The sequence below is a fragment of the Enterobacter cloacae complex sp. Mu1197 genome, assembly GCF_040059225.1.
Classification (GTDB): domain Bacteria; phylum Pseudomonadota; class Gammaproteobacteria; order Enterobacterales; family Enterobacteriaceae; genus Enterobacter; species Enterobacter quasiroggenkampii.
The window spans coordinates 2571419-2590583 of the sequence record NZ_CP157375.1 but is presented as its reverse complement, the minus strand read 5'-3'; the positions used below and the strand labels follow the sequence as shown (position 1 = coordinate 2590583).

General features: G+C 53.4%; 20 protein-coding genes and 1 pseudogene. 12 read left to right on the top strand and 9 right to left on the bottom strand.

Features of this window, described 5'->3' with window-relative positions:
• Positions 1-264: 264 nt before the first annotated feature.
• Entirely contained in the window at positions 265-969 is a 705-nt protein-coding gene (locus tag ABFV38_RS12265; protein WP_348957341.1) for a response regulator, read from the top strand.
• Positions 966-2030: an ATP-binding protein gene (locus ABFV38_RS12260; protein WP_348957340.1), complete on the top strand. Its 1065-nt coding sequence runs from the start codon at positions 966-968 to the stop codon at positions 2028-2030. Before ABFV38_RS12265 ends, ABFV38_RS12260 begins: the two co-directional genes overlap by 4 nt.
• Here ABFV38_RS12260 and ABFV38_RS12255 read toward each other — a convergent pair.
• The 9 genes and pseudogenes from ABFV38_RS12255 to pspF all read right to left on the bottom strand — a co-directional run bounded on the left by ABFV38_RS12255 (position 2011) and on the right by pspF (position 10635).
• Positions 2011-2952 (bottom strand): ATP-grasp fold amidoligase family protein, encoded by a 942-nt coding sequence (locus ABFV38_RS12255; protein ID WP_348957339.1) that lies wholly within the window; start codon positions 2950-2952, stop codon positions 2011-2013. The two genes, ABFV38_RS12260 and ABFV38_RS12255, sit on opposite strands and share 20 nt — an antisense overlap.
• Before the next feature lie 148 nt (positions 2953-3100).
• Positions 3101-3907 (bottom strand): putrescine export ABC transporter ATP-binding protein SapF, encoded by an 807-nt coding sequence (gene sapF, locus ABFV38_RS12250; RefSeq protein ID WP_008501227.1) that lies wholly within the window; start codon positions 3905-3907, stop codon positions 3101-3103.
• A gap of 1 nt (position 3908) precedes the next feature.
• Positions 3909-4901, bottom strand: coding sequence for a putrescine export ABC transporter ATP-binding protein SapD (sapD, locus tag ABFV38_RS12245; RefSeq protein WP_008501228.1), 993 nt, complete (start codon positions 4899-4901; stop codon positions 3909-3911).
• Positions 4901-5791 carry a putrescine export ABC transporter permease SapC gene (gene sapC, locus ABFV38_RS12240; protein ID WP_045908876.1) on the bottom strand — a complete coding sequence of 297 codons (891 nt, stop codon included), beginning with the start codon at positions 5789-5791 and terminating at the stop codon, positions 4901-4903. The genes sapD and sapC overlap by 1 nt, the downstream gene beginning before the upstream one ends.
• Positions 5778-6743 (bottom strand): putrescine export ABC transporter permease SapB, encoded by a 966-nt coding sequence (sapB, locus tag ABFV38_RS12235; protein WP_069719064.1) that lies wholly within the window; start codon positions 6741-6743, stop codon positions 5778-5780. Before sapB ends, sapC begins: the two co-directional genes overlap by 14 nt.
• Positions 6740-8380, bottom strand: coding sequence for an ABC transporter substrate-binding protein SapA (sapA, locus tag ABFV38_RS12230; RefSeq protein WP_045908875.1), 1641 nt, complete (start codon positions 8378-8380; stop codon positions 6740-6742). Before sapA ends, sapB begins: the two co-directional genes overlap by 4 nt.
• A gap of 66 nt (positions 8381-8446) precedes the next feature.
• Positions 8447-8620 (bottom strand): annotated as a pseudogene (locus ABFV38_RS12225) (site-specific integrase); the annotation flags it as partial.
• 79 nt (positions 8621-8699) lie between these two features.
• Positions 8700-9581 carry a hypothetical protein gene (locus ABFV38_RS12220; protein WP_348957338.1) on the bottom strand — a complete coding sequence of 294 codons (882 nt, stop codon included), beginning with the start codon at positions 9579-9581 and terminating at the stop codon, positions 8700-8702.
• A gap of 76 nt (positions 9582-9657) precedes the next feature.
• Entirely contained in the window at positions 9658-10635 is a 978-nt protein-coding gene (gene pspF / locus ABFV38_RS12215) for a phage shock protein operon transcriptional activator (protein ID WP_045410368.1), read from the bottom strand.
• Positions 10636-10801: 166 nt separating this feature from the next.
• Between pspF and pspA the strand changes: the two genes are divergently transcribed.
• The 10 genes from pspA (at position 10802) to ABFV38_RS12165 (ending at position 19161) form a co-directional block, all read left to right on the top strand.
• On the top strand, positions 10802-11470 hold the full coding sequence (pspA, locus tag ABFV38_RS12210; RefSeq protein WP_023617933.1) for a phage shock protein PspA: 669 nt from the start codon (positions 10802-10804) through the stop codon (positions 11468-11470).
• Positions 11471-11519: 49 nt separating this feature from the next.
• Complete coding sequence (gene pspB, locus ABFV38_RS12205; RefSeq protein ID WP_023312045.1) at positions 11520-11744, top strand: envelope stress response membrane protein PspB; 225 nt, start codon at positions 11520-11522, stop codon at positions 11742-11744.
• Positions 11744-12103 carry an envelope stress response membrane protein PspC gene (gene pspC / locus ABFV38_RS12200; RefSeq protein ID WP_023617934.1) on the top strand — a complete coding sequence of 120 codons (360 nt, stop codon included), beginning with the start codon at positions 11744-11746 and terminating at the stop codon, positions 12101-12103. Before pspB ends, pspC begins: the two co-directional genes overlap by 1 nt.
• 12 nt (positions 12104-12115) lie before the next feature.
• A complete protein-coding gene (gene pspD, locus ABFV38_RS12195) occupies positions 12116-12340 on the top strand; it encodes a phage shock protein PspD (protein ID WP_023312043.1) in 225 nt (74 codons plus the stop codon).
• Between the two features lie 196 nt (positions 12341-12536).
• Positions 12537-14234, top strand: coding sequence for an alpha-amylase family glycosyl hydrolase (locus ABFV38_RS12190; protein ID WP_348957337.1), 1698 nt, complete (start codon positions 12537-12539; stop codon positions 14232-14234).
• A gap of 14 nt (positions 14235-14248) precedes the next feature.
• Complete coding sequence (locus ABFV38_RS12185) at positions 14249-15541, top strand: ABC transporter substrate-binding protein (protein ID WP_048029781.1); 1293 nt, start codon at positions 14249-14251, stop codon at positions 15539-15541.
• Positions 15542-15563: 22 nt separating this feature from the next.
• The gene (locus tag ABFV38_RS12180; protein ID WP_045908871.1) at positions 15564-16445 is read left to right on the top strand and encodes a sugar ABC transporter permease; all 882 of its coding nucleotides are present in this window, start codon (positions 15564-15566) and stop codon (positions 16443-16445) included.
• Positions 16432-17274 (top strand): carbohydrate ABC transporter permease, encoded by an 843-nt coding sequence (locus tag ABFV38_RS12175; protein ID WP_008501243.1) that lies wholly within the window; start codon positions 16432-16434, stop codon positions 17272-17274. The genes ABFV38_RS12180 and ABFV38_RS12175 overlap by 14 nt, the downstream gene beginning before the upstream one ends.
• A gap of 28 nt (positions 17275-17302) precedes the next feature.
• Complete coding sequence (locus ABFV38_RS12170; RefSeq protein WP_111966570.1) at positions 17303-18355, top strand: zinc-binding alcohol dehydrogenase; 1053 nt, start codon at positions 17303-17305, stop codon at positions 18353-18355.
• A 17-nt stretch (positions 18356-18372) separates the two neighbouring features.
• Positions 18373-19161: a sugar phosphate isomerase/epimerase gene (locus ABFV38_RS12165; RefSeq protein ID WP_045908869.1), complete on the top strand. Its 789-nt coding sequence runs from the start codon at positions 18373-18375 to the stop codon at positions 19159-19161.
• Positions 19162-19165: the final 4 nt, after the last annotated feature.

Genomic DNA, 19165 nt, shown 5'->3' with positions numbered 1-19165 from the left:
ATTTCAGCCAACTTCATAAAATCTTTAAGAAACAGTGGTAATTTGCAGCGCGCAATGCACAACGCGTTATGCCTCATTAGCGATTTTGAACGGACATTGTCGAGTCTTTATTGACTGAATGTGTAGGCTGTGTGGAGAAATAACCGGGCATTTAAATCAACCGGGAAATTTTCGTGACTACGGCACTTTTTCCCGGAGGCTGTGTCTTATTGTGCTCAAGATATCTGATAGCGTGCTTAAAGGGATTTCACCCGCGGAGATAATATGAACAAAAATACGCTGATCCTTGTTGTTGAAGATGAAGACGAAATCGCCGATATACTGATGAGCTACTTAGAGCGTTCGGGAATGAAAACGCTCAGGGCCAGGCAGGGCGAGCAGGCGATAACGCTCAATCGCCTCCATAAACCGGATCTCATCTTGCTGGACATTCACCTGCCCGTGTGTGACGGCTGGAGCGTGCTTACCACGCTTCGCCATGAAAGTGCTGTCCCCGTCATTATGGTTTCCGCTCTCGATCAGGACCTCGATAAACTTATGGGGCTGAGGCTCGGCGCGGATGATTACGTCATCAAACCCTTCAACCCTTCGGAAGTTGTCGCACGGGTTGAGGCGGTGCTGCGTAGAACAAAGCCTGCGCTTCAGCAGGCGGGGGCTCTGCCGCTCAGAACGCCATTCATTACGGTCTATCCGGATGATTTCTACGTGGAGGTTACTGCGGGGCCCGAGGTTATCTCCCCGGTCTTAACGACGACCGAATTTAAATTGCTTTCTTACCTGGTGCGGTATCCGCGCAAGGTCTGTTCCCGTGAAGAGTTGCTCAACGCGTGTTTGCCGGAAGGCGATACGCTCGACAGAACTGTCGACAGCCATATGAGCAAGCTGCGAAAAAAACTGGAGCTAGCCGGTCTCTATGGTGTTCCCGAGAGCATCAGGGGCATGGGTTACCGGCTTGGGGAAAAGAAATGAATAAAGAGTCTGTCCTGAGTCGTCAGATCTTAACGTATATGCTGTTGCTGACGTTTACGATAATTGCCATCGCCATACTGGGCTCCTGGTTTTTTTACTCCTTTATTCTGGATCATCTTCCCGGCGGCCCTGCTGCGGGCGATGACGAGCAGATGACGATGTGGGACTGGGTATGGATTGGGACCGCGACAACGATCAGCCTGATCATTGCCGTATTCTTTACGGTCAAACTTTCATCGCGAATACTCACCCCGCTAAACGCGGTCGCGTCCAGCCTGAAAAAAATTTCTCAGGGTGATCTGGACGCCAGGGCATTCTGTGCCAGTTCCCGGCTGGGTGAGATCAATCACCTGGTTACGGATTTCAATGAAATGGCAGAAAAGCTGCAAACGCTGGATATCCAGCGGAAATCCTGGAATGCTGCGATTGCGCATGAACTCAGAACCCCGGTCACCATTTTACGCGGAAGGCTTCAGGGGCTGGTTGACGGGGTGTTTACCCCGGACCCGGTGCTGTTTACTAACCTCCTCAAACAGACGGAAGGATTAACCCGTCTGATTGAAGATCTCCGGGTTATCAGTTCGGATGGCGGGGCAGGATACACGTTATACCAGGCCAGAACGGATCTGAAAGGGACAATACAGGACGCGCTTGATACCTTCATGCCCGAGTTCAGCCGTAAGGCATTTACCGTCCATACTGAACTGAGGGAACAGCAGTGCGTATTCGATCCCTTACGCATCAATCAGTGTCTGACCGTTTTATTTGACAATGCCTTACACTATTCCACTTCGCGCAAGCTCACGGTAAAAAATGGTGTTTCGGATAAAGGCAATTTTATCCTGATTCAGGATGGGGGACCGGGTATTCCCAGGGAGTTTCATGACTTCCTGTTTCAGCCCTTTCAGCGCGATAACGGCGCCAGACAGCTGAACCCGGAAGGCTGTGGTTTGGGCTTGTCGGTGGTAAAAGCCATCATGCTGGCGCATGGTGGCGATGTTACCTATACCTTATCAAAGCAAAACCACTCGATATTTAAACTCACCTGGCCCGACTCGTGAGCGTCAGCGGCAGGTCAAATGTGCCTGCCGGCGGTAAATGCCAAATTTTTCCTAGCTTAGCATCCCATTCCTGCGGGGTAATCGACAGTTTACCGCGTCTCGGGCTTAAGGTTATTTCACTGAAATAGATTTCATCTTTTTTTAGCATGAGGTCAACGCGGCAGTAGTCAATGCCATCCGCCAGCTCCTGGGATGCCAGCAACGCTTGTCGGAACAAGGCCGGTTCGCCTGGCACCAACGGTGTATTCGGATATTCCATCTGAAAGGGTTGTAAGTTCCAGTACCTGTCGTAAACGTTGATGAAACCTTTTCCGCTGTCATCCGTAAAATCTGCTTCAACATAGTGGGCAACGCCATGAAAGCAATGGATCCTCAGCATTTCGGGCGCTGTGTTCCTGTCTGCATCATCGAAGAGATCGACATACGGTTCGCAAAGTATTTTTGGCGTAATGTTTTTGTACTGCCATTCGCGCGTGGTGTAGTACATATTTTTCTTTAACGCGAGACTGAGTTTTTTACACGCTTCCCTGACGTTAAATTGCGCTTTGTTCGTACATATTATTGTGCTGCCACTGTCATGGTTGCACTTAAGGACGAATTTTTCAGGGAGCGTCGAAAAATCAATCTGGGACACCTTACTGTAGACGCCGAGTAATGGCACCGTTTTGACTCGCGTTGTTCTGGAGATTACGTATTCCCGAACGGCGAGTTTATCGGCAAGCAGGGTATAGACGTTATTGTGGTCATAAACCAGACGATGACATATTTTTTCGCTCAATGTCGTGGGGGATTTAATGTCAGGGTGCTTCCCCGATGTTTTCTTGAGCCTCACAGTATGAAAGTACAGGTCTGTCATTAAAAATGAACGACATTTTCTGATGAAATACTCGGTATATTTGAGAATGTAAGTGGCGTTGTTCATTTCTTCTCCTCCGTAATGTCCGGATATTCTGGAGAAGAACTGTTGATGTATTTTGCTGAAAATATGGAGCAGCTGTGGAGATGAAAAAGTTAAGGATTAAACAGCGTATTAAGGCTATTTAATCCTTATTAAACGGTGCAACGTTTGTTTACCGGTCTTTGCGCCACGCATCGGCTGTCAGTGCTTCACCGAAATGACCGGCTATCAGTCGTTTTGTCAGCTCGTGAAGCGGGGAGGCCATTACATCCGCCGTGCTGCCGCGTTCGACCACTTCACCCTGGTGCATAACCATCACCTGATCGCTGATGTGTTTCATCATCCCCAGATGCTGGGTGACGTAGATATACGAGATGCCCTGTTTTTCCTGCAGCTCCAGCATCAGGTTAATCAGCTGCGAACGCATCGACATATCCAGCGAGGCAAGCGCTTCGTCAGCAATGATCACTTTCGGGCGCAAAATCAACGCACGCGCCAGACCCAGACGCTGTTTCTGGCCGGGGGCCAGCATGTGCGGGTAGTAGCTTTCGTGATCCGGTAACAGCCCAACCATGCGCAGGGTTTCGAAGATACGCTTGCGGCGCGCCTCGGGCTCCAGGTCGGTGTTCAGACGCAGCGGAAAATCGAGGATCTGCGAAATGCGCTGGCGCGGATTGAGCGAGGTCGACGGATCCTGGAAGATCATGCGGATGCGCTGGCTGCGGAAAGAGTAATCCCCGAACGTCAGAGGGTGATCGTCAATCAATACTTCGCCAGCCGTGGGTTCAACCATGCCAGCAAGCATTTTCGCCAGGGTTGATTTCCCGGAACCGTTCTCGCCGATGATCGCCAGGGTCTGTTTTTCACGCAGGGTAAAGCTGAGCGGTTTTACCGCGTCGACAGTTTGACGATGAAACAGCCCCGTGCGGTAGCGAAAGGTCTTACTCAGGTTGCGGACTTCAAGCAAGGTTTCGACCATTTCACTCTCTCTCCATGTTCAGCGGGAAATGACAGGCGTAAAGATGATTTTTGGCCCCGGTCAGGCGTGGTGTCTCGATACATTTACGCTGAGCATACGGACAACGCGGCCCCAGACGACAGCCTATCGGCAACGATTCCAGCAGCGGAATCGCCCCGGGCAGGGTATTCAGGCGGCTCTTATGCGGCATGGCGCTGCCAAAATCGGGAATCGCGCGGATTAGCGCCTGCGTATACGGGTGGTGCGGTGCGGTGATCAGGTCTTCACTCGGCGCGGTTTCGACCGTTTGTCCGCAGTACATCACGTCAATCTTATCCGCCCATTTGCTGAGCATTTGCAGGTCATGGCTGATCAGCAAAATGGTGGTGTTGTTGTTCTGGTTGAGACGCGACAGCAGGCGGAAGATTTGCGCCTGCGTGGTGGGTTCCATCGCGTTCGTCGGTTCATCAGCAATCAGCAAACGCGGCTGATTAGCCAGCGCGATGGCAATCATCACTTTCTGACATTCACCGTCGGTCAGCTCATACGGGAAACTGCGCATCGCATCTTTGTGATCTTTGATCCCGACGCGGTGTAAAAGCTCAATGGCACGACGCTTGCGCCAGCCAACGCGCTGCCACCAGCGGCCTTTATAGGTCCAGCCGGGGATGTTCTGCATTAACTGTTTGCCCACGCGTTCGGACGGGTCGAGACAGGACTGCGGCTCCTGGAAAATCATCGAGACGTTATGACCGACCAGCTTACGCCGCTCGCGGGGAGAGAGGCGCAACAGGTCGATATCATCAAACCGCATACGGTCGGCGGTCACGCGCCAGTTATCTTTCGCCACGCCGCAGATGGCTTTGGCGATCAGGCTTTTGCCTGAGCCGGATTCCCCCACCAGCCCGCGGATTTCACCTTCCGCGAGGGTGATACTGATGCGATCGACGGCTTTAACCCAGCCTTCACCGGTTTTGAATTCAATGGTGAGGTTGCGAATATCAAGAAGCGGCATTATTGCACCCCCGCGTTAATTGCACGGCGAATACCGTCGCCCAGCAGGTTGATCAGCAGCACGCTCACCATAATGGCCGCACCCGGCAGCATAACCGTCCACGGCGCCACGTAAATTAACTCCAGCGCGTCACCGAGCATCGCACCCCATTCAGGCGACGGCAGCTGCGCGCCGAGGTCGAGGAAGCCGAGCGCCGCGATGTCCAGAATCGCCATCGACAGGGCGCGGGTGATCTCGGTGACCAGCCCGGACGCGATGTTAGGCAGCACGGCAAACCACAGAATGTTGAAGGTGGTCGCGCCGTCCAGACGCGCAGCGACGACATACTCTTTTTCCAGCTCGTCATGCACCATGCTGTAAACCGAGCGCACGATGCGGGGCAGGATAGCCAGCCAGACGGCGAACATGGCATGCGACAGGTGCGGACCGGCAAAGGCAACCACAATGATCGCCAGCAGCAGAGACGGAATCGACAACAACGTATCCAGAATGTGGTTAAGCACCGCCGAACGCAGGCCATGCGTGGATCCCGCAAAAATACCCAGCGCCAGCCCGCAGATCGTGGCCGCGAGCGTCACCACAAACGCGCCGCCCACCGTCGGGGCCGCACCGCTCAGCAGGCGGCTCAACACGTCACGTCCAAGGTCGTCCGTTCCCAGGAAGAAGGAGACTTCCCCGTAGCGGGACCAGGACGGCGGCAGCAGCTGATAGCCAAGGAACTGCTGGTCAATGCCGTACGGCGCAAACCAGGAGCCAAAGACGCACAGCAACACCAGACCGGCACAGCCATAAAGGCCGATCATTGCCGTGGTATCGCCATAGAATTTACGCCACACGGTACGCAGCACACCGGGTGTGCGCTTTTCACTGTATACGCTATCGTAAGGCATACCATTCCTTATGCTTCAATGGGTTGGCCATGGCACCCAGAATATCGGACAACACGTTGACAATAATCACCAGCGAACCAATCACCATCACGCCTGCGGAAATCGCGGCGTAGTCCTGCTGGCGGATAGCGTTAATCAGCCACCGTCCCAGGCCAGGCCAGCTAAAGACCATCTCGGTGATCATGGCCAGCGTGAGCATGGTGGAAAACTGTAATCCCAGACGCGGAATAACCGGCGGCAGCGCGTTGTGCAGGACGTTGCGGCGCAGGATGGTCAGGCGCGACAGTCCGCGCGTGGCGGCGGCTTTGACATAGTTCTGGTCAAACACCTCGATGGTGCTCAGGCGCATCAGGCGGATCACTTCGGTTGTTGGCGCAACCGCCAGCGTCAGCACCGGCAATACCATATGGCGCAGGGCGCTGACGATCATCTCGTGGCGCCACACCGAATCAGACAGCCACGCATCGATGATGGCAAAGCCCGTCACCGTTTTCACCGTATAGAGCAGGTCAAAACGGCCAGAAACCGGTAGCCAGCCCATTGTCAGCGAGAAGAAAAGCGTCAGCAGTAGCGCCAGCCAGAAGACCGGGATGGAGAAGCCGAGCAGGGCGAGGGCGCTGATAAACTTATCCTGCCATTTGTTGCGATATATCCCGGCCAGCATGCCCACGGGGATCCCGACCATCAGGGCAAAACCGAAGGCCAGAATGCACAGTTCCATCGTGGCCGGGAAAACCTCTTTCAACTGATCGGAAATAAGCTGCCCGTTAATGCTGGATACGCCGAAATCCCAGTGCAGCAGCCCGTTAAACCAGAAGAGCCAGGCATCCCACAGCGACGATCCCTGGAGCGGGGCGTGGGGCGTGAAGTAGCTCAGGCTAAAGCCGACAAAGTTCAGGAAAAAGAGCGTCACCAGCAGCAAAAGGAGCCGACGCAAGGTAAAAATAATCATGGTTTTTTCACCTCTTGTTCTTTTTCACGCGACACGCCGGCGAACGAGGCGTTGCCAAACGGGCTCAGCACCAGGCCTTTAATATCATAGCGATACGCCTGAAGGCGCAGGGAAGAGGCCAGCGGCAGCACCGGCAGTTCCTGAGCAAGGATCTTCTGCGCTTCATCATAGGCGTCGATGCGCGAGGCCAGCTGTTGGGAAGCCAGCGCTTTTTGCAGCACGGCGTCAAACTCCCGGTTACACCAGTGCGCATAGTTGGTCTGCGAGTTTATCGCCGCACAGCTCAGCAGCGGCCGGAAGAAGCTGTCCGGGTCGTTGCTGTCGGTGGCCCAACCGGTGAGGGTTAAATCATGATTCATATCCATCAGGCGCGCCTCCTGGAAACGGCCCTCTACCGGTACGATGATCACTTTAACGCCTACCTGCGCCATATCCGCCTGCAGCAGTTCGGCGGTCTTGAGCGGGCTGGGGTTCCACGCCTGGGAGCTGGTGGGCACCCAAAGCTGCAGCGTGAGGTTTTCTGCCCCCAGTGCTTTCAGTTGTTCACGCGCTTTTGCCGGATTGTATTCCGTAATTTTAGCCTCACCGTCGTAGGCCCACGAGGCGCGCGGTAAAATTGAGGCGGCGGTTTCCGCCGTGCCGTAATAGATCGACTGCATCAGGCGCTGGTTGTTAATGGCCAGCGCCAGAGCATGTCGAACGGCAGGGTTATTCAACGGCGGTTTATCCGTGTTAAAGGCCAGATACGCGATATTCATCCCCGGGCGTAGCGTCAGACGCAGACGCGGATCGTCGCGCAAAATGGTGAGCTGGCTGGCCGCGGGCCAGGCGAGCACGTCACATTCCCCGGTGAGCAGTTTCGACAGACGTCCTGTTCCGCCTGAACCGAGATCGACCACCACCTGCGGCATCAGCGGCGTACCGCGCCAGAAGTGTTCGTGGCGCTGCAGACGAATATATTGACCAGCGCGGTATTCGGCCAACTGGAACGGACCGGTGCCAACCGGCTGGCGATCGAGCAGTTCCTGACGATCTTTTTTCGTCAGCTGAGCCGCGTATTCGGCTGACATGACGGATGCATAGTGCGTTGCCAGGTGCCAGAGGAAGGAGGCATCCGGGCGCGTCAGCGTGAATTCAACCGTGCGGTTGTCGAGCTTACGTACGCTTTTCACGGTGTCGGCAAACTGCAGGCTGTCGAAATAGGGGAAATTGCTGCCGTTAACGTTATGCCACGGATGGTTGCGGTTGAAGATACGCTGGAAGGTGAAGACCACGTCATCCGCGTTCAGCTTGCGCGAGGGGGTAAACCACGGCGTACGCTGAAACGCGACATCATCGCGCAGGTGAAAACGGTAGGTTGCGCCGTTATCCAGCACTTCCCAGCTTTCCGCAAGCTCGGGCACCAGACGGTAGGTGTACGGATCAACATCCAGCAGACGGTCGTAAAGCTGCGCGGCAAGGGTATCCACGATCAGGCCGCTGCCCGCTTTTTGCGGGTTGAAGGTATCCACCTGGCCGCTTACGCAATAGACGAAGCCGCTGTCACGAATGTCAGGCTGCGGCGTTTGCCCGGGCGCGGCAAAGGCCTGGCTGCTAAACAGACCAAGTGCAAAAAAGGACGATAAAACCAGACGCATAATTTTTAAGGTATTATATATGAAGTGGCTATCCTACTAATTTTAAACGACATTATCCAGTGTCGTTTAAGCCTGAGGGCATAATGGGGGCAGTAACGTTTGCAGTCGGTCACTCAGCGTCACAACCCGTTGCACGTTCATACCTGCAATCCACTTTGAATATACCTCATGGACTATCTTAGCATTTTCGTGGCGCATCTGACTCGCTATAAACGAAGGATTCGCTCCGGCGGATAGCATCAAGCTTGTGAAGGTACACCACGAACATCAATTTCGATTCCAATACCATTTTGGCTACCCTATTTGGCGGGTTGAATGGTCAGTTCCAGTATTCATATTTCGTCGTCATCACGGCCTTATGTTTTTCCACATACTGTTTACCCGTCCGATCGGCTGGGACAATCGTGGTATCCATATTGGCGCGTGTGCATTCTCCATGCGAGTTCCACTCCTCACACGTTGTCAGGTTTTTTTCAATGGTGAAATACGTCTGGGTCTTGCTCAGGGACAGATCACGGCCCTCGCTATCGTAGGTATACTCTTCTATGGTTGAGGGGGACTCGGTTTTGATCAGGCGATCATTGTCATCATAGCTGTATACAGTTGTACTGTTATCTATCGCCAAACTTCCTTTGCTTACCACCCTTGCCAGTAACCCTGATGAATTGAATACGTAGTCTATTGCGCCCACTGTGGTTTTATCTTTATCTCCTGGTTTTGTGGCCGCGATAATCGAACGATTAACCACGTGGCTGATAAGTCCTTTGTTGTTCAGCTGGTACATTCCCTCCAGCGTCTGCCGATATAATTGTGTGGCCTTCTGACTGTTGTTATCGACTATTACGCCGTTCGCATCCAACTGAATGCGCCAGCCAAATTCCGTTCTGTTTAACTGAATTTCATTGGTAGTCGTGAAAACATTTTTCGGTCCCGGTGAGGTTTTGACCTCTTTAACACTGCTGCCAGTGAGTTCACCGCATTGATCAAAGTTGCTTTGAGCCGATGCGCGGATATACCCATCAGGGCTATCAACAGTGATTTCGACTGACTTAGGGATTTCGGTTCTTGTCTGCTGGTTCAGGAGGATGAAGTTGTTCAGTTTGTTTTTAGCGAAAGTTTCCGCTGTGCATTGTGCTGCATAAGTCTGAAATGAGCAGAGGGATAGGAAAGTAATAAATAGGTTTTTATTATTGAATGGCATTGTTTGTTGTCCTAAGGAGTAGAGCAGTTATCCAGGCTTGGCTTTGTAAAATGTCTGCTGTTAAATGCTGATATTGTCAGCGCATTTGATGCTTTTTAAGCAATGCCCTTAACTGATGGTAGGTCAGACCCAGCAGTTCAGCTGCCCGTTTCTGGTTGTATTTCGCCATCTTCAGGCTTTGCTCCAGTAGCTGTTTCTCCTGGTCGTGCTGGAACTGGCGCAAATCAAGGGGAAGAGCAGGGGCGTCGCCTGGAGATGCTGGTGCGGGCAAGGGCGGGGCGCTGCGCTGAAAAGGATCGATAATGATGTTGTCCAACTCCGTCTCGCTGCTGCCGTGGCGATAGACGGAACGCTCCACGACGTTTTTCAGCTCGCGGATATTGCCCGGCCAGTGGTACGCGAGCAGCGTCTCCCGTGCATAATCGCTGAAGCCGGGGAACAGCGGCAGTCCGAGCTCGCGGCACATCTGAATCGCAAACTGGTCTGCCAGCAGCATAATGTCGCTTCTTCGCTCGCGCAGCGGAGGAAGCTGCACGACGTCAAAGGCCAGGCGGTCGAGCAGGTCGGCACGGAATTTTTCCTCTGCCACCCTCTCCGGCAGGTTGGCGTTAGTGGCGCACACCAGGCGCACGTTCACCTGCAGCGGCTGGCTACCGCCGACGCGCTCCAGTTCGCCGTATTCAATCACGCGTAGCAGTTTCTCCTGCACCAGCATGGGCGCGGTGGCCAGCTCATCAAGAAACAGCGTACCGCCGTCGGCGCGCTCAAAGCGTCCGGGATGGCGTTTCTGGGCACCGGTAAACGCACCCGCTTCATGGCCGAAGAGCTCGGTGTCGAGCAGGTTTTCATTCAGCGCCGCGCAGTTAAGGGAAATGAAGGGGCCGTCCCAGCGCCCGGATAAGTAGTGCAGACGGTTGGCGATGAGTTCCTTACCCGTACCGCGCTCGCCGATAATCAGTACCGGTTTATTGAGCGGCGCCAGGCGAGAAACCTGTTCCAGCACTTCCAGAAAACTGTTTGCTTCGCCGAGTAAATTGTCTTTGTATCCAGGCATGATGAAATTAACCACTCCTTAGCGATATTCACCAGGAAAGAATAGTTCTCCACTGCGTGAAAATCAACCATGGCCTGTTAAATCAATAAGATAAAAAGTTGGCATGATGTTTGTATTATCTGTGCAGCAGGGCATCGCCCGATAACAGAACTATGAGGAGTCAATTATGGGTATTTTTTCTCGTTTTGCCGACATCGTGAACGCCAACATCAACTCACTGCTGGAGAAAGCGGAAGATCCGCAGAAGCTGGTGCGTCTGATGATTCAGGAAATGGAAGACACGCTGGTTGAAGTCCGCTCTACCTCCGCCCGCGCGCTGGCGGAGAAAAAACAGCTTACGCGTCGTATTGAACAGGCCACCGCTCAGCTTAACGAATGGCAGGAAAAAGCAGAACTCGCGCTGCGCAAAGACAAAGAGGATCTGGCCCGTGCGGCGCTGATCGAAAAACAGAAGCTGGCAGACATGGTCGCGACGCTCGAGCATGAAGTGACGCTGGTGGATGACACGCTCACCCGCATGAAGAAAGAGATTGGCGAGCTGGAAAACAAGCTGAGCGAAACCCGCGCGCGTCAGCAGGCGCTGACCCTGCGTCATCAGGCGGCAAGCTCTTCCCGTGACGTGCGTCGCCAGCTCGACAGCGGTAAGCTGGATGAAGCGATGGCCCGTTTTGAGTCGTTTGAGCGTCGTATCGACCAGATGGAAGCGGAAGCCGAAAGTCACGGTATCGGTAAGCAGAAGTCGCTGGATCAGCAGTTTGCTGACCTCAAGGCCGATGATGAAATCAGCGAGCAGCTGGCGGCACTGAAAGCCAAAATGAAGCAAGATAACCAATAATAATTCGTGCGGCACCTTAACGTGCCGCATCGTAAGACAAGGAGTACACATGAGCGCGCTTTTTCTGGCTATTCCCCTGACTATTTTCGTGCTGTTCGTTTTGCCGATTTGGCTATGGCTGCACTACAGCAACCGCTCCTCACGGGGCGAACTCTCCCAGAGTGAACAACAGCGTCTGGTACAGCTCTCCGACGAGGCGAACAAAATGCGCGAACGCATTCAGGCGCTGGAAGCCATCCTGGATGCTGAACATCCAAACTGGAGGGACCGTTAATGTCTGGACTGAATCTGAACAAAAAGCTGTGGCGAATTCCACAGCAGGGCATGGTACGCGGCGTCTGTGCCGGGCTGGCTCATTATCTTGACGTCCCGGTTAAGCTCGTACGCGTGGTGACGGTGCTGTCGATCTTCTTTGGTCTGGCATTTATTACCCTGGTCGCGTACATCGTGCTGTCGTTTGTTCTTGACCCGATGCCGGAAGGAGAACTGGCGGCGGAAGGCGCCCCAACCAGCAGCGATCTCCTTAATGCTGTTGATGAACAACTCGCTGCCGGGGAGAAGCGGTTACGGGAAATGGAACGCTATGTCACGTCGGATACTTTTACGCTGAGAAGTCGTTTTCGTCAGCTTTAAGAGAGAGAAGAGATGAAACAACACTGGCAACAGGCCGGTCAGAAGGTTAAACCCGGCCTCAAAATCGCAGGTAAACTGGTCCTGCTGACCGCGTTACGTTTCGGCCCGGCAGGCGTGGCGGGGTGGGCGATAAAATCCGTTGCCCGCAAGCCGGTCAGAATGGTTCTGGCCGTGGCGCTCGAACCGCTGTTGCAAAAAGTGGCAAAACGACTGTCGCGCCGCTACTTGTCCCAGTAATTCCCTCACGCGTTAGCCCTTACTCTTCCAGGAGAGGGGCTGGCGATGATTAACCGCACTTCCTCGTTAACCCTGCTTTCTTTGCGGCAGCTCACAATATTGTGCTGAGCTGCTTTGCAATCGTGTTTTTCTCCTGCCCGGTCCGTTGACAGATATTTTTCATGGGAGTAGATTGCCACTCCGTGGGACCGCTACCATGGAAAATCAAGTGAACGAAAAAATTAAAGCACTCATTAATCTTGTTTATGGAAAAACGTTTTCTGAAGCACATCTTCATGTGCTGCTGGAAAATATTGAAAAGGCCGCCTCTGTTATTACAGAAAAGCGTAAAATGGGCTGGGATGAAAAAGATGTCGTTCTGATAACCTACGCCGACCAGTTTTCAGCGAAAGGGGAGAAAGCACTCCCTGTTTTTACACGTTTTTATAACAAATGGCTTTCGCGTTCTTTTTCTCATGTCCATCTTTTGCCTTTTTATCCGTGGTCCTCGGACGACGGCTTTTCTGTCATTGATTATCATGAAGTTGCGCCTGAAACCGGAACATGGCGAGATGTTGCTGAATTAAAACAGTCAGCCAGCCTGATGTTTGATTTCGTCTGCAATCATATGTCGGCCAAAAGTGCCTGGTTTGCTAATTACCTGAAGCAAATGCCAGGGTATGATGATTTCTTTATTTCTGTCGATCCTGATACAGATTTATCCGCGGTGACGCGTCCGCGCGCCTTACCGCTTCTTACGCCTTTCACGCTGCATGATGGCAGCGTGCGACATTTGTGGACCACCTTCAGTGAGGACCAGGTTGATCTCAACTTCGCCTCTCCGCAGGTGCTGATTGCGATGGTCGACGTGCTGCTGCATTACCTTATTGAAGGGGCGCGATATATTCGACTGGATGCCGTTGGGTTCATGTGGAAAATACCGGGAACGAGCTGCATTCACCTTGAGCAAACCCACCAGCTCATCCAGCTTTTCCGCGCCATTACCGAGGCGGTTGCCCCCGGCACGGTGATAATCACCGAGACGAACGTTCCGCATAAAGATAACGTCTCTTACTTCGGTAACGGCGAAAATGAAGCGCAGATGGTTTATCAGTTCTCGTTGCCCCCGCTGGTGCTGCATGCGGTGCATTGTCAGAATGTGCGCACGCTGAGCCAGTGGGCGGCGTCGCTTACGTTGCCTTCTACCAAAACCACCTGGTTCAACTTCCTGGCCTCGCATGATGGCATTGGTCTTAACCCATTACGCGGAATATTACCTGAGTCGGAGATCCTCTCGCTTGTAGAGAAGCTGCAGTCTGAAGGCGCGTTGGTTAACTGGAAAAATAACCCGGATGGCACACGAAGCCCTTATGAAATTAATGTGACCTATCTGGATGCATTAAGTACGCGAGAAAGTCATGATAGCGATCGCATTGCCCGGTTTATTCTGGCCCATGCCGTCCTTTTAAGCTTCCCCGGTGTGCCTGCGATTTATATCCAGAGTATTCTCGGCTCCCGTAATGATTATGACGGGGTAGAGCGTCTGGGATATAACCGTGCGATAAATCGCGAAAAATATACCGCAGGACAAATTGATAGTGCGCTTGAAGATAAAAATAGTCTGCGTTATCAGGTCTATTGTGCGTTAAGCCAGTTAATCGTACTGCGTCGTGAGGAAAAAGCATTCCACCCTGACAGTCAGGCTTATTTTAGCACGTCAGGTGAGCATGTTTTAAAAATTGTTCGCGTGGCGGATTGTGGTGAAAAAATAACAGCGCTATTTAATTTCAGTGATGCTCCTCAAACGGTTGAATCTGACATTCACGCCGGAAGGGAATTGATTAACGGAGAAGATATTACCGATACGACTCTGACCCTAAATCCATGGCAGGTTTTGTGGATTAAAGAAAACTAAAAAGGACCTTAAACATGAAAACACCCAGAATTGTGCTGATATCAGCACTGGTTTCGTGCGCCCTGTTATCAGGCTGTAAGGATGACAAAGCGTCCTCTGTCACCATTGAGTTTATGCATTCGTCGGTAGAGCAGGAGCGTCAGGCCGTTATTACGAAACTGATCGAAAAATTCGAGAAAGAGAACCCTGACATCACGGTAAAACAGGTACCGGTGGAAGAGGATGCCTACAACACCAAGGTGATTACGCTGGCAAGAACCGGCGCGCTGCCTGAAGTGATTGAGGTCAGCCATGACTACGCAAAAGTGATGGATAAAGAACAGCTTCTGGATCGTGACGCTATCGCTGAAGCCGTTAAGGCGGTGGGGGAAAACACCTTCTATGACGGAATCTTACGCGTAGTCCGTACGGAAGATGGCGCAGCCTGGACGGGCGTGCCGGTCAGCGCCTGGCTTTCCGGCGTCTGGTATCACAAAGATGTGCTGGCCGCGGCGGGCATTGAGGAGCCGCATAACTGGGAACAGCTTCTGCAAGCCAGCCAGCGTCTGAACGACCCGGCTAAAAAGCATTACGGCATCGCGCTGCCGACGGCGGAAAGCGTGATGACCGAGCAGTCATTCTCTCAGTTTGCCCTTTCCGGTGGCGCGAACGTGTTTGATGCAAAAGGCAATGTCGATATCGATACCCCGGAAATGGCAAAAGCGCTGGCGTTTTATAAAGCGCTGGCTGCGACCACCATGCCGGGTTCGAACGATGTCATGGAGATCAAAGACGCCTTCATGAACGGTTCTGCGCCGATGGCGGTTTACTCCACCTACATCCTGCCTGCCGTCTACAAGGACGGAAACCCTTCTAATCTGGGCTTCGTTGTACCGACTGAAACGTCATCGGCGGTGTACGGCATGATCACCTCGCTCACGATCACCACCGGACAAACCGAAGCGGAGACCAAAGCGGCCGAGAAGTTTGTTACCTGGATGGAACAGGCTCAAAACGCGACGGACTGGGTCATGATGTCGCCGGGCGCGGCGCTGCCGGTAAACAAACTGGTGGTGGGCACGGAGACCTGGAAAAACAACGACGTGATTAAAGCGTTTGGGCAGTTGCCTTATGAGCTGATTGCGCAGTTCCCGAACGTGCAGGTGTTTGGCGCAGTGGGGGATAAAAACTACACCCGCATGGGCGACGTGACGGGTTCCGGCATTATCAGTTCCATGGTGCATAACGTCACGGTGGGGCAGAAGGACCTTAACACAACGTTAAGCAGCAGCCAGAAGCGACTGACTGATCTCATTACACAACGATAGGAGCGCTCTGCGGAAGGAAATTATGAAGACGTTGTTTTCTGGTCGTTCAGATATGCCTTTCGCCATGCTGCTGTTGGCCCCCAGCCTGATTCTGCTGGGGGGCCTGGTGGCCTGGCCAATGATTTCCAATATTGAAATCAGTTTTTTACGCTTGCCGCTCAATCCGCGCATTAGTGCCGTGTTTGTCGGACTGGACAATTACATTCGCATTCTCAGCGATGCCGCTTTCTGGCACTCGCTGTGGATGACCTTCTGGTACACGGCGCTGGTCGTAATTGGCAGCACGGTGCTGGGTCTTGCCGTCGCCATCTTCTTTAATCGCGAGTTTCGCCTGCGCAAGACGGCACGTTCACTGGTGATTTTATCCTACGTCACGCCGTCTATTTCGCTGGTGTTTGCCTGGAAATACATGTTCAACAACGGCTACGGCATCGTGAACTATCTGGGTGTAGACCTGTTGCACCTGTATGACCAGGCGCCGCTGTGGTTTGACAACCCGAACAGCAGCTTCGTACTGGTGGTGCTGTTCGCTATCTGGCGTTACTTCCCGTACGCGTTTATCTCATTCCTGGCGATTTTACAGACCATTGATAAATCCCTGTATGAAGCGGCGGAAATGGACGGCGCAAATGCCTGGCAGCGTTTTCGTATCGTCACGCTGCCCGCGATTATGCCGGTGCTGGCCACGGTGGTGACGCTTCGCACCATCTGGATGTTCTACATGTTTGCTGACGTCTACCTGCTGACCACGAAGGTCGATATTTTGGGCGTCTATCTCTACAAAACCGCATTCGCTTTCAACGATTTGGGCAAAGCAGCGGCGATCTCTGTGGTGCTGTTCGTGATCATCTTCGCTGTGATTCTGCTGACCAGAAAAAGGGTGAACCTCAATGGCAACAAATAAACGCGTACTGAGCCGTATTGGTTTTTATCTGGGGCTGGCGGTATTTCTGATCATCACGCTTTTCCCGTTCTTCGTGATGCTGATGACGTCATTCAAGAGCGCCAAAGAGGCGATCTCGCTCCATCCGACCATTCTGCCGCAGGCGTGGACGCTGCAGCATTACATCGACATCTTTAACCCGCTGATCTTCCCGTTCGTGGATTACTTCAGAAACAGCATGGTGGTGTCGCTGACCTCATCGGTGATTGCCGTGTTTCTCGGTACGCTGGGCGCTTACGCCTTGTCCAAGCTGCGTTTTAAGGGCCGTACGACGATCAATGCGAGTTTTTACACCGTCTACATGTTCTCCGGCATCTTGCTGGTGGTGCCGTTGTTCAAAATCATCACCGCGCTGGGGATCTACGACACCGAGCTGGCGCTGATTATCACTATGGTGACGCAGACGTTACCGACGGCGGTGTTCATGCTGCGCAGCTACTTCGACACCATCCCGGACGAAATAGAAGAAGCCGCAATGATGGACGGCCTTAACCGCCTGCAAATCATCTTCCGTATTACCGTGCCGCTGGCGATATCCGGGCTCGTATCGGTGTTTGTCTACTGCTTCATGGTGGCGTGGAACGACTATCTGTTTGCGTCCATTTTCCTGTCCAGCGCCAGCAACTTCACCTTGCCGGTCGGGCTGAACACGCTCTTTAGCACACCCGATTATATCTGGGGTCGCATGATGGCGGCATCGCTGGTGACGGCACTTCCGGTGGTCATCATGTACGCCCTGTCTGAACGTTTTATTAAAAGTGGTTTGACCGCCGGTGGCGTGAAGGGCTGAGGCGGCCAATTTTAACAAGGAGTCAATCATGAAAAAATTAGTTGCGACAGCGCCACGCGTGGCGGCGCTCGTAGAGTATGAAGATCGCCCGGTTGCGGGACATGAAGTGAAAATTCGTGCCTGCTTTGGCGCACCGAAACACGGTACCGAAGTGGTGGATTTCCGCGCGGCAAGTCCGTTTATCGATGAAGAGTTCAATGCGGAGTGGCAGATGTTTACCCCGCGTGAAGAGGGGGCGGCCCGCGGGATCGAATTCGGTAAGTTCCAGCTGGGTAATATGATTGTCGGCGACATTATCGAATGCGGCGCTGACGTCACGGAATACCAGACGGGCGATCGCGTCTGCTGTTACGGGCCGCTCCAGGAGACGGTCATCGTGAATGCCGTCAACAACTACAAGCTGCGCAAAATGCCGCAGGGTGCCTCCTGGAAGAACGCCGTCTGCTACGATCCGGCACAGTTTGCCATGAGCGGCGTGCGTGATGCCAACGTGCGGGTCGGGGACTTTGTCGTGGTGGTAGGCCTCGGCGCGATTGGGCAGATTGCGATCCAACTGGCGAAAAAAGCCGGCGCGTCAGTCGTCATAGGCGTGGATCCTATCGAACACCGTTGCGACATTGCTCGCCGTCATGGCGCGGACCATTGCCTGAACCCAATCGGCACAGATGTCGGTCTGGAAATTAAAAAGCTGACCGGAAAGCAGGGCGCAGACGTGATCATCGAGACCAGCGGCTTTGCCGATGCGCTGCAGTCCGCACTGCGCGGCCTCGCCTACGGCGGCACCATTTCCTACGTTGCGTTCGCTAAACCGTTCGCTGCAGGCTTCAATCTGGGGCGTGAAGCGCACTTCAACAACGCGAAGATTGTTTTCTCCCGCGCCTGCAGTGAGCCAAACCCGGACTACCCGCGCTGGAGCCGCAAGCGTATTGAAGAGACCTGCTGGGAACTGCTGATGAACGGTTATCTGAATTGTGAAGATCTGATCGACCCGGTCGTGACCTTCACCAGCAGCGCTGAAAGCTACATGAAATATGTGGATCAGCATCCGGAACTGAGCATCAAAATGGGCGTCACTTTTTAAGCTAAGGAAAGCAACTCATGAAAATCGCAACACAAAATCAGGCCTTTTTCCCGGGCAATATCCTGGAGAAATTCGAGTACATCAAAGCGATGGGTTTTGATGGCTATGAAATTGACGGCAAGCTGCTGGTGGAAAACCTCGCCGAGGTGAAAGCGGCGATTAAGGCCACCGGCCTGCCGGTCACGACCGCCTGCGGCGGATACGATGGCTGGATTGGTGACTTTATCGAAGAGCGTCGTCTGAACGGCTTAGCGCAGATTGAACGCATTCTGGAAGCGCTGGCCGAAGTGGGCGGCAAGGGCATTATCGTGCCTGCAGCCTGGGGCATGTTCACCTTCCGTTTACCGCCTATGACTTCACCACGCAGCCTCGAAGGCGACCGCAAAGCGGTAAGTGCTTCGCTGCGCTGGCTGGATGAGGTGGCAGCGCGCACCGGAACCACCGTCTATCTGGAGCCGCTGAACCGCTACCAGGATCACATGATCAACACCCTGGCTGACGCACGACGCTATATCGAAGAGAACGCCCTCAAGCACGTGCAGATCATCGGTGATTTCTATCATATGAACATTGAAGAAGATTCGCTGACGGAGGCGCTGCATCAGCATCGCGATCTGCTGGGTCATGTGCACATCGCTGATAACCATCGTTACCAGCCGGGAAGCGGTAGCCTCGATTTTGCCAGCCTGTTCGATCAGTTGCGTGCGGATAATTACCAGGGCTATGTGGTTTACGAGTGCCGCGTACGTGCTGAAGATCCCGCTCAGGCTTATCGGGATTCCCTCACTTATTTACGTGAATGCTAAGGAT